Source organism: Nitrobacter sp. CN101 (assembly GCF_055390255.1).
The window spans coordinates 3,676,323-3,689,357 of sequence record NZ_AP038833.1; the positions used below are offsets into that span (position 1 = coordinate 3,676,323).

Consider the following 13,035-nt stretch of genomic DNA (forward strand, 5'->3'; position numbering starts at 1 on the left):
TGCCCTACCCTCCGCTGCGCGCTTGCGCCCATTGTTCATAGAGATCCGTCTGCTCCTCCGGCCGCACTGGCACATAGCGGATCGCTATGGATTGCTCAGGGAAAGGTCTGGCAAGGTCTTCGTAAACCGCCGCGCTAGAAAGCCCGAACGGTGCGCCATCTTCATTGGAATAGGCGTAGAATACCTTGTCGACGCCGGACAGCCGCATCGCTGCCATGCACATCGGGCAAGGGTGACCGCTGGCGTAGACGGTGCAGCCGCCGAGGTCGGGCGACCCGAGCTTGCGACTGGCAGCACGGATCGCTGTCATCTCGGCATGTGCGGTCGGGTCGTTAGCCGTGTGGATCTCGTTCACCCCGGTAGCGATGGACAAGCCGTCCCTGACCACCACTGCGCCGAACGGGCGGCCGCCCGTGCCGATATTGGCGCGGGCCAGTTCGACGGCTTCGCTTAAGAATCTCACTGCATCGCTCGCCGCGTCGCTCATCTTGTCATTCATGGCGCCTTCCTTCGTCAGTGTGCTCCGGCGACGGCGAGAATCCGCTCGATCGCATCGTGGCCGTACGCGCGGGCGTGCTGGAGCGGCGTCACGCCCTTGCCGTCGGCCAGATTGACATCGGCCCCGGCCTTGACGAGCAGATCGACGATCTTCTGGTGCCGCTTGCCGCCGTCGCCGAGGATGATCGCCTCCAGTAGCGCGGTCCAACCGAGCCTGTTGACGTGATCGACATCGACTCCCGCTTCAATCAGCGTGCGCACCGTCTCGACATGACCGCGCTCCGAAGCCGGTATGAGCGCTGTGCCGCCGTAGCGATTGACGCTCTTCAGGTCGGCACCGTGCGCCAAAGTCATCTTCAGGATGTCGAGATGGCCGCGCGCTCCGGCATAGAGATACGGGCTGTCCTCGATCTTGTCCTTGGCGTTGACGTCGGCGCCAGCCTCGATCAACGCCCTAGCCGCCTCGATTCCGTTGACGTGGGTTGCAACCAGCAGCGCGGTCGCTCCGCTGTCGTCGCGCGCATCGATCTGCACGCCGTCCGCGAGACGTATTTTAATGGCGGCGACATCATTCTTGCCCGCCGCCAAAAACAACGAGGTTCCACGCATGGTCTCTCCTGCCGCAACGAGAGGGGCGGCCGTCAACAACAGGGAAGCGACACCTACAAGGACGGAACGTCGAAGCATCGTCTGTTTCCTGTGATGATGGAGTCAGGTTGCCTGCCCCACGTGATCGCCGAGGTTGCCAGCCATGACGTCGAGATAGGACGGGAAGCATGTATTTGGAAATTAAATATTCAGATCAACTATATTATGGTTATAAATGATCGATCGTTCCAATCCGTAAGCCTGCTCCAAGGTGGAAAATGCTCGATCCACGACTTCTTCGCGCTTTCACCGCCATCGTCGACGCGGCCAGCTTCACGCTGGCGGCGGAACGGCTGAACATGACGCAATCCACCATAAGCCAACAGCTCGGCCGGCTCGAAGACGCGGTGGGATTGAGGTTGGTCGACCGCGCGGCGCGACCGGTCGAGCCGACGGCAGCCGGCGAACGACTCCTGGGTTATGCCCGGAGAATCCTGGCTCTCCAGCAAGAGGCGGAATCAGCTCTCGGCGATCCGGCCGGCACGACATCCATCCGTATCGGCGTTCCCGAGGATATCGTCAGCGCCGCGATGGCAAAAGTGTTCGGCGACTTCGCGAGGCGCCACCGTGAAATCCAACTGGACGTGACCGCCGGCTTGAGCCGCGATCTGACCAGGCGCTATCGCGCCGGCGAGTTCGACATCGCGATCGTCAAGGAGGCCAAGGCGGAACCCGATTGCCGCGCGACGTTCCCCGAAATCATGGCATGGTTCGAACGCACTGACGCACCTGATGCGTGGCCCAATCCGATCCCGCTGGTCGCTTTTCCCCCGGGCGGCCTTTACCGAGAGGCAATGTTCGAGCGCATCGAGCGCGAGCAGCTTGGCTGGTACATCGCCTTTTCCGGCAGCAGCCTTCACAATGTGCTGGTCGCGGTGGAGGCCGGGCTCGGCCTGTCCCTTCTCCCGAGGAGCGCGACAGTCGGATATCACGTTCGGCAATATGCGCCTTTCGGCACGGAGCCTGCGATGGCCGTCTCCATCTACGCCTGGGAACGCGCAGGACCCGCGTCGGAACTGGTCGAGCAGATGGAAGCGATCCTCGCTGCCAGATGCGCCCGGCGCACATAGGATACTGCCTTAGAACAACAACATGCATTTCATGTCAGCCGTCCAACAAGCCGGCAGCAGCTCGTATTTAGAATCCTGCAACCCTAACGGCGCGCTCCGTTTAGCATGCTCGCGGCCCCTCCTTCGCCGCAACGCCTTCCGAGCATTTCTTTAAGCGCTCGATGATCCATCGCCCGGCCGGTCCTGGAGGTTCGCCTTCCCGATAAACAGCAAACATGGGAAGAGGCAGCCCTCCAGGCGGCGCCTCTTCGATCGAAAGCTCGGCGAGCCGTCCTTCGGCAATATCCCTTGCCACGGTGTGCAGGGGCATGCCCCCAAATCCCAGGCCACTGACAAGGAAGGCATGTTTCGCAAAGAGGTCCGCCAGGCGCCAGGTAGACGGCGACATCACGCCGATGTTGCGGCCTTCCGTGAGCGTGGATCGATCCGTCAGGACCAGCTGCACATGCCGCGCCAACTCCTCTTTCGGGATAATGCCACGGTAGGATGCAAGAGGATGGCTCGCTGCAGCAACCATCATCAGTTTGACATCGAACAGGCGCTCCTTGATCAAACCGGTTGGAAGCGTCGGCAGAGAACCCACAACACCAAAACTCGCTCGCCCATCCAAAACCGGCTGCACCGCGCCACCGAGCGCCTCGACATAGAGACGCAACGGCGTCGCCGGAAACTGGATACGAAATTCTCGCGCAGCCTCGGCGATCACCTCTATCGGCAGAAACACGTCGAGGACAGCCGTCAACTCGGCCTCGAGCCCGCCAGCAATCCCCTTCGCCCGCGCCTTCATGGCGTCGACGCCGGTGATTACCGCGCGCGCATCCGCCAGCAGGACAACACCTTCCTTCGTCAGCCTGGGATAACGCCCCGCACGATCGAACAGCACGACGCCAAGCTGAGCCTCCAGACTCAGAATCGCTTCGCTCACCGCTGACTGGGTTCTTCGCACGCGGCGCGCTGCGGCCGAAAAGCTGCCTTCATCGGCAGAGGCCACGAACATCCGCAACTGGTCGAACGACACGCTTTCAAGCATCGATCACTCCATCGGTGCAGCCGATAGATAATATCAAAATATACTGGCTCCACCCGATATAAACCATCCCTCATATTGTGCGTGAAGGCAACGCCGCTGCCCAAGCAGCCGAAGGAGCACACGATGACACTTCGCATCCACACATTCACGCCGGTCCGTCTCGGACGCTACGTCTTGCAAAACCGTCTGGTCATGTCCCCGATGACCCGAAGCCGCGCCAAGCCCGACGGCACACCGGGAGACCTCGCGGCCGAGTATTATGCGCAGCGCGCCGGCGTCGGCCTGATCGTCGCGGAAGGCACGCAGCCTTCGGACGACGGGCAAGGCTACCTGACGACGCCGGGCATCTACACAGCGGCGCACGTCGCGGGATGGAAGAAGGTGACAACGGCCGTGCATAACAAAGGCGGTCGAATCTTCATCCAGCTCATGCATGCCGGGCGGATGTCGCATCCCGACAACACGCCGCACCATCGCCAAGCTGTTGCGCCATCCGCAATCGCACCCGCATCGCAGACGTTCACCGCAACAGGGATGCAGGAGATTCCGGCGCCGCGCGCATTGTCGACTGAAGACATCCACCAGACCGTTGCCGACTTCCGTCACGCGGCGCGCGCGGCCATTGAGGCTGGCGCCGACGGCGTCGAGATCCACGGCGCCAACGGCTACCTCGTTCAGCAGTTCTTCGCCCCGAACGCCAACACGCGCACCGACCAATATGGCGGCTCGATCGAGAACCGCACCCGCTTCGCGATCGAAGTCACCAAGGAAATCGCAGAGGAAATCGGCGCCGACCGGACGGCCATCCGCCTGTCTCCCGGATCACCCCTCGGCGGACTCGACGAGGGAGCGAGCGGTCCCGATCTCTATCGCCATCTCGTCGCCCAACTCGACAAGCTCGGCCTTGCCTACATCCACGTCATGCACAACGGCAACGATAGACTGATGGCCGACCTGCGCGCGCGATGGAAGCAGGCGCTGATCCTGAACAGGCCCGGACGCCCGCGCGAGCAAATCGGCGCTGATGTGGCTTCGGGACTGGCCGACCTTGAGGCTTACGGCCAGATGGTGCTGGCCAATCCTGATTTCGTCGCGCGGCTCAAGAGCGATGCGCCGATGAATCAGGCGGACCACACCACCTTCTTTGGCGGCACCTCACAAGGCTACACCGATTATCCCGCGCTTGAGGTCGCCGCCGCCTGAGCCTCGCGACGTTGTCCGTCACAGATCGAGCTGCGCAGCGCGGGCAGTTCAGGACCGCCAAGCCCCAACTCAATAGAACGTTCCAATTCCAGGAGCCATTGCCATGAGCATTATCCGCTATCTTCCCTTCGCCGGTCGGCTGATGATCGGTCTTCCCTTTGCAATGAGCGGCTTGAGCAAGCTCAGTGCCTATAGCGCCACCACCGCGATGATCAGCGCGGTTGGCTTGCCAATTCCGCCGCTTGCCTATGCGGTGACCGTGGCCGTCGAGCTTGGTGGCGGCCTACTTCTCATTGCCGGGTATCACGCCCGCGCCGTCGCCGCCGCCCTTGCCCTGTTCTCGATCGCAGCGGCACTGTCGTTCCACAGCAACTTCGCCGACCAGAACCAGACGATCCATTTCCTCAAGAACGTGATGATGGCAGGCGGGCTTCTGCAGATCGCGGCATTTGGCGCCGGCACATTCAGCATCGACAACCAGCGCAAGGCCGGTGGCATAGGTTCAAGCCTCGCAGCGACCGCCTGACCACCCGCCACGACGTTCTTACTCGGGGTTTCGACCGTGACGAACCAAGTCCGATCGCAGACATCACATTGGGACCGTTACCCCGTCGTCGAGGCCGCCAACCCGCCGCGAAGTGTCAAGCGCGACGCCAACAGCGTGCGCAACCTTCTCGCCACCATCACCACGCCTGCCGTCTTGGTCGGGCACTCGCATGGCGACATGGATATCAGCGGCGCAGCGAACGACATGGCAAACATGACCTACGTTGTCGCCTTCGGAACGGTTCAGCCGGGCAATCAAAGCAATTTCGACGAATAACTTTGCTTTAACTTCCCGGGCTGCATCGCCATTCAGGCCTTTTGAAAATCGTTCAAGGAACTTAGTTTCGTTAAAGGAGTACGCTAACGTTGGGAGAAATCATTATGAAAATGCTTTCGCTCTGCGCGATGGCAATAATCTGTTTTGTTGTCCTATCGCATACCGCAAACGCGCGATCGGCTTATGATGGTTCTTGGGACCTCGTCTTCGTGACGCAACGAGGCGCGTGCGATCCTACCTACAACTTCACCGTCAATATTTCTAACGGAGTTGTGACGCATCCTAATCTCGTAAGGTTCAGAGGATACGTCACGAAATCTGGCGCGGTTCGCGCTTCGGTGACCGTTCAGGATAAATACGCCTCCGGCTCCGGCCGACTCTCCAGTGTTTCTGGCCGCGGGACATGGAACGGCCACGCGGGGAATGAGCGATGCTCGGGCTACTGGGCCGCGCAACGAAGTTGATATCTTCAAGCCCCGGCATCTTGCCGCCGACAGTGCCTATGGCTCGGCAGCGAACCCCGCTTGGCTAGTCAAGGAGCGGCAGATCGATCGAGTCGCATATCCCGATGTTCGGCAAGTTGAACCGGACCGACGGCACATTCTCGCGATCTGACTTCGTCGCGGATCGCAACCATTACACCTGCCCGCAGGGCAAGTTGCTGGTACAGTTCAGACGGACCTACGCAACACCGCGCTCAGGCATCACCAAGGATGGGACGCGACTCTACCGCGCGGGAGCAAGTCCGACTGCCAGGGCTGCACATCCAAGGAACGGTACTGCCCGAACACGCCGCAAAACACACCTGCTACTTCGCGCTCGCTCCTGCAAGAAAAGGGAGGCGTCTTGCTGAGAATCGTCGCGGCTACCGCGTATCCGAACTCGCTCCACGTCTTCGGCGAGGCGTTTCGATGTAAACGTGCCATGACGGCGACGCAGTTATGAAGGATGTTGCGTCGTGTCGGCCGTACCGCGGCGGGAGAAAGTTGACGCAATCCAGCGCACCAAGACATAGAATAGAGGCGTGAACACGAGGCCAAACAGCGTAACGCCAAGCATTCCAAAGAAGACGGCGGTCCCGAGAGCCTGTCGAAGTTCGGCACCTGCGCCGGTGGCGATCACCAATGGTACGACGCCAAGGATGAACGCAATCGAGGTCATCAGGATCGGGCGAAGCCGGGTACGCGCCGCCTGTACTGCTGCATCCCAGCGACTGGCGCCGTCATTCTCCGCTTGCCGGGCAAATTCGACGATGAGAATGGCATTCTTTGAGGAGAGGCCGATGAGCACCACAAAGCCGATTTGAGTGAGGATGTTGTTGTCCATGCCGCGCAACAGCACGCCGGTCACTGCCGCAAGCAGGCACATCGGCACAATCAAGATTACTGCAAGTGGCAGCAATACACTTTCATATTGTGCGGCCAGCAATAGAAACACGAACACCACCGCAAAGCCGAATGCGACAACGGCGGTATTTCCAGCAACTTTCTCCTGCAAAGCGATCTCGGTCCATTCGAAGCCAAAGCCGGACGGCAAGTTCTTGGCGAGAATATCTTCCATAGCACCGATCGCCTGGCCGGTCGAAAACCCTGGGATCGTGGCACCTTGCACCTCTGCGGCGGGAAAGAGATTGTAGCGCGGGACGCGGTACGGCCCGGTAATGTCGCGGAAAGTCGCAACCGCACCAAGCGGCACCATTTCCGCCGCGTTCGAGCGGGTCCGTAAGGCTTCCACATCGCGCGTCGAAAGCCGGAATGGGTTGTCGGCCTGCGCTGTCACCCGATAAGTGCGCCCCAGAATGTTAAAATCATTGACATAGGTCGACCCCATATAGGTCGACAGCGTGTCGAAGAAACGCGATATCGGCACACCGAGCATTTCGGCCTTCGTACGGTCGATGTCGGCAAAAACCTGCGGCGTCGAGGCGTTGAATAACGTAAAGACCTGAACGAGCCCAGGAGTCTTATTGGCCAAACCAGTGATCGCATTGACGACTCGCTCAAGCGCACGGGGGCCGCGACCGCCGCGATCTTGGACATACAATTTAAAGCCGCCGCCCGTGCCGATGCCGGGGACCGAAGGTGGTGGAATGACTAGAACGAAAGCCTCGCGCAACGCTTGCATCTGCGCGCGCAGATCATCAAGGATCCTTTCAGTCTTAAGCTTATCTTTTTCCCGTTCTTCAAAAGGCTTGAGAGTGACGAAGATGACGCCGGAATTGGGAGCGTTGGTGAAAGTCGCGCCGTCGAACCCGGCGAAAGTCACGGTGTGGGCGACTCCTGGCCGTGATAAGAGACGGTCCGACGCCTTGCGCATAACGGCGTCGGTGCGTTCGAGACTAGATCCCGGCGGCAAAGTGATGGCCGTGATGAAATAGCCACGATCCAGCGGTGGGATAAACCCAGACGGCGTGCGAGACATTTGGAAGTAGGCCAGGCCAATCAGACCGACATAGACTAGGAGCATCAACGCCACGACTCGCACGATCCGTCGTGTCAATCCCGCATAACCGTTCGAAAGCTTCTCAAACCCATTGTTGAATACGGTAAAGAAGGCATTGAACGGTCGGCCGATGGTCATCCAAAAGCCAGGCTTTTCCTCATGATCATGCGGTCGCAGAAACAGCGCAGCTAGCGCTGGCGATAGCGTCAATGACACGATGGCCGAGATGATCGTGGAAGACGCAATGGTGATGGCGAATTGTCGATAGAACGCGCCGGAAATGCCAGTGATGTATGCGGTGGGAATGAATACAGCGCAAAGAACCAGAGCAATTGCAACCAGTGCGCCACCTACCTCATCCATGGTTTTGTGTGCGGCGTCACGCGGGCTCAGGCCCTGGCGAAGATAACGTTCGACGTTCTCTACCACGACGATAGCGTCGTCCACTACGATGCCAATAGCCAAGACAAGTCCAAAGAGAGTCAGGTTATTCAGCGAGAAACCAAAGGTGGCCAACACGAAGAACGTACCGATCAGCGACACCGGAATAGCGACCACAGGAATGATCGCGGCGCGCCAGGTCTGCAAGAAAAGAATGATGACGAGTACGACAAGAACCAGTGCTTCGAACAAGGTCTTGATCACCTCGTGAACTGATTGCTCGATAAATTGGGTGGTGTTGTATGCGATGCGGTAGCTAAGACCGGGGGGAAAATTCTTCGCAAGGTCGTCCATCGTCGCGATTACAGCGGCTGCGGTCTTGAGCGCATTTGAGCCGGGACGCTGGTAAATGCCGACTCCGGTTGCGACCTTGCCGTCAAGATAAGCATTCGTGGTGTAAGTATAAGCGCCCAGTTCCACACGGGCGATATCCCGCACGCGCGTCACCCGGCCATCCTGATCCGTCGCGACAATGACCTCGCTAAACTGCTCCGGACTGGAGAGCCGACCCAATGTCTGCACCGCCAGCTCGAATCCAACCGGCGACTTCGCGGGCGGCTGATTGATCGCGCCAGCGGCAACCTGAATATTAGCGCCACGCAATGCGGTGATCACATCGCTCGCGGTCAAACCGCGCGATTGCACTTTGGCCGGATCAAGCCAAATGCGCATGGAATAGTCACGCGCGCCGAACACGATCGTATCACCAACCCCGTCGACCCGGGTTAGCACGTCTTTAATATTGATAGTCGCGTAGTTCGAGATATACGCTTGGTCGAGCGTGCCATCGGGCGAAATCAAATGAATCACCATCATCAGGTCAGGTGACTTCTTTTTGACGGTTACGCCGATACGCTGCACCTCTTCCGGCAAACGCGGCAACGCGATCGAGACTCGATTCTGCACCAAGACCTGCGCGTCGTCGATATTTGTACCGGGTTTGAAGACGACGTTAATCTGTGTCGTGCCGTCGCCCGTCGATTGCGACACCATGTAGATCATGTTGTCGACGCCGTTGATCTCCTGCTCTATTGGCGAAGCCACCGTATCCGCCGCGATATCCGCCGCGGCGCCAGCATACGTCGCCGTCACCTGGATAGTGGGCGGAGCGATTTCAGGATATTCAGTAATCGGAAGCGCGCGAAGAGCGATCGCACCAACAAGCGTCACGATAATTGAAAGCACGCTAGCGAAGATTGGTCTGTCGATGAAGAAATGAGAAAAGCGCATTCGAACCTCACCACCCCACGCCGAGCGACGCTTATTTCGCGGCGGCCTTGATCGTTCCGTCCTCGGCCTCGACCTTTTGTCCGGGCCGCGCGCGGGCTAAACCTTCGATCACGATACGGTCATTTGGCGCAAGGCCCGAGCGAACGACGCGCAGTCCATCGACGATCGGGCCCAGTTCTATTTTCTTGACGCCAACCGTGCCGTCTTCAGCGACCGCGAATACGATCTTGCTCGCCTGATCGGACACGATCGCGCTATCCGGAATCAGGAATGCTTCGCTGTTTCCGCCGTACAGCCGCAGCCGTCCAAAAAAACCCGGCGTCAGCAATCCATCCTTGTTATCGAAGATGGCACGACCGCGAATCGTACCTGTCTTCGGGTTAATGGCGTTATCGACGAAATCCATTCGGCCCGTGTGCTTGAAATCAGTCTCGTCGGCGAGACGAACGGAAACCGGGTTCTCCACGTCGCGCGACGATTGTCGCCCTCCGGATGCAGCAAGACGCAGGTAGTGCAGAAGATCAGATTCGCTGCCATCGAATATGAAGTGAATGGGATCAAGCGAAACAATTACGGTCAGCAACGTCGCCCCGCTCTGCCCACCCGTGATTAGATTTCCGGCATCGACGCGCCGATCGGAAATACGCCCGGCTATGGGGGCGCGGACCTCGCTCCATTCGAGGTTGAGCTCGGCTTGTTTGAGCGCAGCTTCTGCCGCGCCAACTCCGCCTGCGGCCTCGCGCTGCGTGGACCTTCGCGTGTCGAACTCACGCGCGGTTAAGGTCTGATGGCTGATTAGCGGCGCCCCCCGCTCCACGTCGGCCGTGGCGATATCAAGCTTGGCTCGCGCACGTTCGAGATCGGACTTAGCCTGATCGACCGCGAGTTTATAGGGCCGCTGGTCGATCACGAACAGGAGATCACCTTCTTTGACAATCTGACCGTCCTTAAAATGAATGGAGTCTATGAAACCGGAGACGCGTGCACGAACAACGACTGTCTTCAGCGCTTCGAACCGACCAGTGTATTCATCCCATTCGGTAATCGACTTCTGAATTGGTTTCGAAACGGTGACGGATGGCAGCGGAGGAGGATTGGTGCTCGCCGCCGGTTTGGCGTCACAACCGGAAAGCAAGCCGGCCAGCAACAAGGCAAATATTAAAAATGGAGCTCGTACCATCAGAGCCACCTCCAACACGCGTCAGTCCCAGCGAGTGTTTCGAAATATTGTAGTGAAAGCGAGTCCATTTTCAGTTTGTTCATTCTGCACTCACGGCCACGCCATCCGTAGTCGTCGCATTGACGGCCAGAGCGGCTTCTTAGCGGTTGAGGTTCGTGACGATAACGGTCCTGTCTTGCAAGCGCGCGATCTGACTTTTGGATCGGCCGGTCCTGCTTAACGCCCCCAACCATGAGGCAGCGGTAGCTAAGGAGGGTGGGTCAATCACGCATGGGCAGCAACGCACTAACCGTCGCCTGAGCGAAAAGGTGAGTACGCGGGCAGGTCATTTTTACAACCAACCACTGACGGATGTATGATGCACCTACTCGAAGGTTTCCGGATCAAGAAAGCAGTCAGTCCGTGCAGAGAGGAAGTTAGGCAGCCTTCCGCAAGCGTGTCGCGGTGCATGCTGTCCTTTATCCGCAGCCTTTCGGGTTGCAAGCAGAATGGAATTGGGGACGGGGACCTCAGTTAAACGACCCTCAGAGGTTGATTACGGACTCCCCGCTGAACGGTGGGTATGTCCAGGCCACATACAAATACGATGGTGGACCTTGGGGAATCATGTTTCCGTTCGTCAAATGGCAATACTACGAGGGCGGTCAGAAATTTGAGCGCAACGCCCCGAGAAACCTCGTCAATGACTGGGAGTTTGGCGTGGAATGGCAAGTTACCAAAGCAATTGAGCTCACAGCTGAGTATCACATGATGAATCGTACCGACGTCCTGAATACCCCTTACAACCAATTCAGGGCTGATGCCGTGAGAGTCCAGGTCCAGTGGAATTACTGACTCTTAGAAAAGCTGCCCGATCATTCCTGCGCGGCGCCTGAACCGGAAGGGCTTGGTTGTGCTCTTCAGCCGACATCGGCGGGCAGACACGAAAGGATAATTCCCGCAACCTATGAGGGCGAGTGTGATTAAAAACAACAAATACAGCAAGATGGCCTTTGGCTCGTCCGGCGGTTGCGGGCCATTGGGCTCTAAACGCGCGTGAGCGGCATGTCCGAATATCTCGGCGGGGCCACGGTCCTGACCCTAGACGAGAGCCGCGTGGATTACTTAGCCCGCTTTTCATCGAGGCGGCGACGCCACGAGTACTACTCGAGAGTGACCTCTCCGGATTAGACCCCACAAAAATGCAATCGCAGCGATTCGATATCCTTTCAGCTCTTTTCTTTGCAGCGCCCGCACTGAATCGGGGCGTCGGCCGGAGACTTTCGGCATTTCAATTGCCTATGACCATGAAATGGACTCGCGGAGGCGAAGCTGAATGCACAAAAGCCCGCTATTGGCGGGCCTTTCGTTAATTCTTCGGAGATTTCCAGAAAAAATCAGACTGCATGGCTGGCGATGCCAGTGATGCGCAACTAAATCTCCCTCGAAACTCGCTGCCAACAGGGCTTTACAGGGAATTTCGTCAGTTTAGCCCGTGAGAGACTAGATAAGATAGTAAGCGTCCATTTCTCGCACCCTTGTTCGATCGTTAGCGACCCCGATCTGTTCCTGTCTTCAATTTGAAGATGGAGAGAACAGCATGACGAGCGAACATCGAGGGTGGAGGCGTCAAGGCGAGGATTTTTGGCGGGCGCATCACGAGGCATGGACGCGTAGCGACTTGAATCAACGTCAATATTGTGAAGCGCACGGCATTCCGCTCAAGGCGTTTGGCAACTGGCGATCGTTGTTTAAAGTGGAGCCACAGCCGCCCAAGCGGAAGCTGTTGTATCGACGACGCCCCTTAAGTCCTCCCCTTAGTCCGCCGTTAAGTCCCCTCGTAAGTCCGGGGTCTTATCCCTCCTCGACGGCAGCGGAGCCCATTGTTCCAAGACCACGTGAAGGGCATCGGCGACGGTTCAGCGAAGCCGACAAGCGTTGGATTCTTGAAGAGATGATACGGTCCGGCGCGAGCGGCAGCGAGATCTCGCGCCGCTACGGCATCGCTCCGCGCGTTCTGCGCCGATGGAAGCAGGACGTTGCCGCAGCGAAAGAGCTGGGCTTCGTCACTGTGCAGATCGCCGACGGAGCGACACCTGCGGCCGAGAGGGCCATGCCATGACGGCCTTGCTTCCTCCAAACGTAAAGGTGCACCTGGCTCTGGGCTACATCGATATGCGCAAAGGCATCGACGGTCTCGCGATGCTGGTGCAAGGCGTCCTGCACCAGGATCCATTTACCGGACATCTGTTTGTCTTCCGAGGTCGCACCAGGGCCAACCTTATCAAGATCATCTACTGGGATGGCACCGGCTTCTGCCTGTTCACAAAACGGCTCGAGCATGGTGTCTTTCTGTGGCCGCCGAGCATTGCGCCTGGCGAAACGCTGTCGTTGACCTCAGCACAGCTGTCGCTGCTGATCGAAGGTGTCGATTGGCGCGCGCCTGAGCAACGCTGGCGTCCGGCAATTGCCGGATGATCTGCGACCGATT

The 13,035-nt window shown here is 58.7% G+C and carries 12 protein-coding genes and 1 pseudogene; 8 read left to right on the forward strand and 5 right to left on the reverse strand.

All coding sequences use genetic code 11. The features are described 5' to 3' along the window. Positions 1 to 4 precede the first annotated feature (4 nt). A complete protein-coding gene (locus ACZ5IL_RS18370; protein ID WP_464593747.1) occupies positions 5 to 499 on the reverse strand; it encodes a nucleoside deaminase in 495 nt (164 codons plus the stop codon). A 14-nt stretch (positions 500 to 513) separates the two neighbouring features. After that, positions 514 to 1,185: an ankyrin repeat domain-containing protein gene (locus tag ACZ5IL_RS18375; protein WP_464593749.1), complete on the reverse strand. Its 672-nt coding sequence runs from the start codon at positions 1,183 to 1,185 to the stop codon at positions 514 to 516. A gap of 179 nt (positions 1,186 to 1,364) precedes the next feature. Between ACZ5IL_RS18375 and ACZ5IL_RS18380 the strand changes: the two genes are divergently transcribed. Beyond that, positions 1,365 to 2,216 carry a LysR family transcriptional regulator gene (locus tag ACZ5IL_RS18380; RefSeq protein ID WP_464593751.1) on the forward strand — a complete coding sequence of 284 codons (852 nt, stop codon included), beginning with the start codon at positions 1,365 to 1,367 and terminating at the stop codon, positions 2,214 to 2,216. 100 nt (positions 2,217 to 2,316) lie between these two features. Here ACZ5IL_RS18380 and ACZ5IL_RS18385 read toward each other — a convergent pair whose 3' ends face one another. Further along, complete coding sequence (locus ACZ5IL_RS18385) at positions 2,317 to 3,246, reverse strand: LysR family transcriptional regulator (protein WP_464593753.1); 930 nt, start codon at positions 3,244 to 3,246, stop codon at positions 2,317 to 2,319. A gap of 123 nt (positions 3,247 to 3,369) precedes the next feature. Here ACZ5IL_RS18385 and ACZ5IL_RS18390 point away from each other — a divergent pair, with 123 nt between their 5' ends. The 3 genes from ACZ5IL_RS18390 (at position 3,370) to ACZ5IL_RS18400 (ending at position 5,272) form a co-directional block, all read left to right on the forward strand. Then, complete coding sequence (locus ACZ5IL_RS18390; RefSeq protein WP_464593755.1) at positions 3,370 to 4,449, forward strand: alkene reductase; 1,080 nt, start codon at positions 3,370 to 3,372, stop codon at positions 4,447 to 4,449. Positions 4,450 to 4,552: 103 nt separating this feature from the next. Next, on the forward strand, positions 4,553 to 4,975 hold the full coding sequence (locus ACZ5IL_RS18395) for a DoxX family protein (RefSeq protein WP_464593757.1): 423 nt from the start codon (positions 4,553 to 4,555) through the stop codon (positions 4,973 to 4,975). A 36-nt stretch (positions 4,976 to 5,011) separates the two neighbouring features. Next, complete coding sequence (locus ACZ5IL_RS18400; RefSeq protein WP_464593759.1) at positions 5,012 to 5,272, forward strand: hypothetical protein; 261 nt, start codon at positions 5,012 to 5,014, stop codon at positions 5,270 to 5,272. 939 nt (positions 5,273 to 6,211) lie between these two features. On the opposite strand, the gene ACZ5IL_RS18405 is transcribed toward ACZ5IL_RS18400, so the two are convergent. Continuing rightward, entirely contained in the window at positions 6,212 to 9,385 is a 3,174-nt protein-coding gene (locus ACZ5IL_RS18405; protein ID WP_464593761.1) for an efflux RND transporter permease subunit, read from the reverse strand. Between the two features lie 31 nt (positions 9,386 to 9,416). Next, positions 9,417 to 10,565 carry an efflux RND transporter periplasmic adaptor subunit gene (locus ACZ5IL_RS18410; protein WP_464593763.1) on the reverse strand — a complete coding sequence of 383 codons (1,149 nt, stop codon included), beginning with the start codon at positions 10,563 to 10,565 and terminating at the stop codon, positions 9,417 to 9,419. A gap of 444 nt (positions 10,566 to 11,009) precedes the next feature. Here ACZ5IL_RS18410 and ACZ5IL_RS18415 point away from each other — a divergent pair, with 444 nt between their 5' ends. From ACZ5IL_RS18415 to tnpB, 4 genes and pseudogenes are all read left to right on the forward strand, one after another. Continuing rightward, entirely contained in the window at positions 11,010 to 11,399 is a 390-nt protein-coding gene (locus ACZ5IL_RS18415; protein ID WP_464593764.1) for a porin, read from the forward strand. A 745-nt stretch (positions 11,400 to 12,144) separates the two neighbouring features. Beyond that, positions 12,145 to 12,258, forward strand: a pseudogene (gene tnpA, locus ACZ5IL_RS18420) (IS66 family insertion sequence element accessory protein TnpA); the annotation flags it as partial. A gap of 240 nt (positions 12,259 to 12,498) precedes the next feature. Then, complete coding sequence (locus ACZ5IL_RS18425) at positions 12,499 to 12,666, forward strand: hypothetical protein (protein ID WP_009798195.1); 168 nt, start codon at positions 12,499 to 12,501, stop codon at positions 12,664 to 12,666. Further along, positions 12,663 to 13,022 carry an IS66 family insertion sequence element accessory protein TnpB gene (gene tnpB / locus ACZ5IL_RS18430; protein WP_009798194.1) on the forward strand — a complete coding sequence of 120 codons (360 nt, stop codon included), beginning with the start codon at positions 12,663 to 12,665 and terminating at the stop codon, positions 13,020 to 13,022. Before ACZ5IL_RS18425 ends, tnpB begins: the two co-directional genes overlap by 4 nt. Positions 13,023 to 13,035 lie beyond the last annotated feature (13 nt).

Excerpts from the sequence above, each read along its gene's own strand:
- ACZ5IL_RS18370 (WP_464593747.1), bottom strand. The coding sequence starts at position 499 with ATGAATGACAAGATGAGCGACGCGGCGAGCGATGCAGTGAGATTCTTA.
- ACZ5IL_RS18375 (WP_464593749.1), bottom strand. The coding sequence starts at position 1,185 with ATGCTTCGACGTTCCGTCCTTGTAGGTGTCGCTTCCCTGTTGTTGACG.
- ACZ5IL_RS18380 (WP_464593751.1), top strand. The coding sequence starts at position 1,365 with ATGCTCGATCCACGACTTCTTCGCGCTTTCACCGCCATCGTCGACGCG.
- ACZ5IL_RS18385 (WP_464593753.1), bottom strand. The coding sequence starts at position 3,246 with ATGCTTGAAAGCGTGTCGTTCGACCAGTTGCGGATGTTCGTGGCCTCT.
- ACZ5IL_RS18390 (WP_464593755.1), top strand. The coding sequence starts at position 3,370 with ATGACACTTCGCATCCACACATTCACGCCGGTCCGTCTCGGACGCTAC.
- ACZ5IL_RS18395 (WP_464593757.1), top strand. The coding sequence starts at position 4,553 with ATGAGCATTATCCGCTATCTTCCCTTCGCCGGTCGGCTGATGATCGGT.
- ACZ5IL_RS18405 (WP_464593761.1), bottom strand. The coding sequence starts at position 9,385 with ATGCGCTTTTCTCATTTCTTCATCGACAGACCAATCTTCGCTAGCGTG.
- ACZ5IL_RS18410 (WP_464593763.1), bottom strand. The coding sequence starts at position 10,565 with ATGGTACGAGCTCCATTTTTAATATTTGCCTTGTTGCTGGCCGGCTTG.
- ACZ5IL_RS18425 (WP_009798195.1), top strand. The coding sequence starts at position 12,499 with ATGATACGGTCCGGCGCGAGCGGCAGCGAGATCTCGCGCCGCTACGGC.
- tnpB (WP_009798194.1), top strand. The coding sequence starts at position 12,663 with ATGACGGCCTTGCTTCCTCCAAACGTAAAGGTGCACCTGGCTCTGGGC.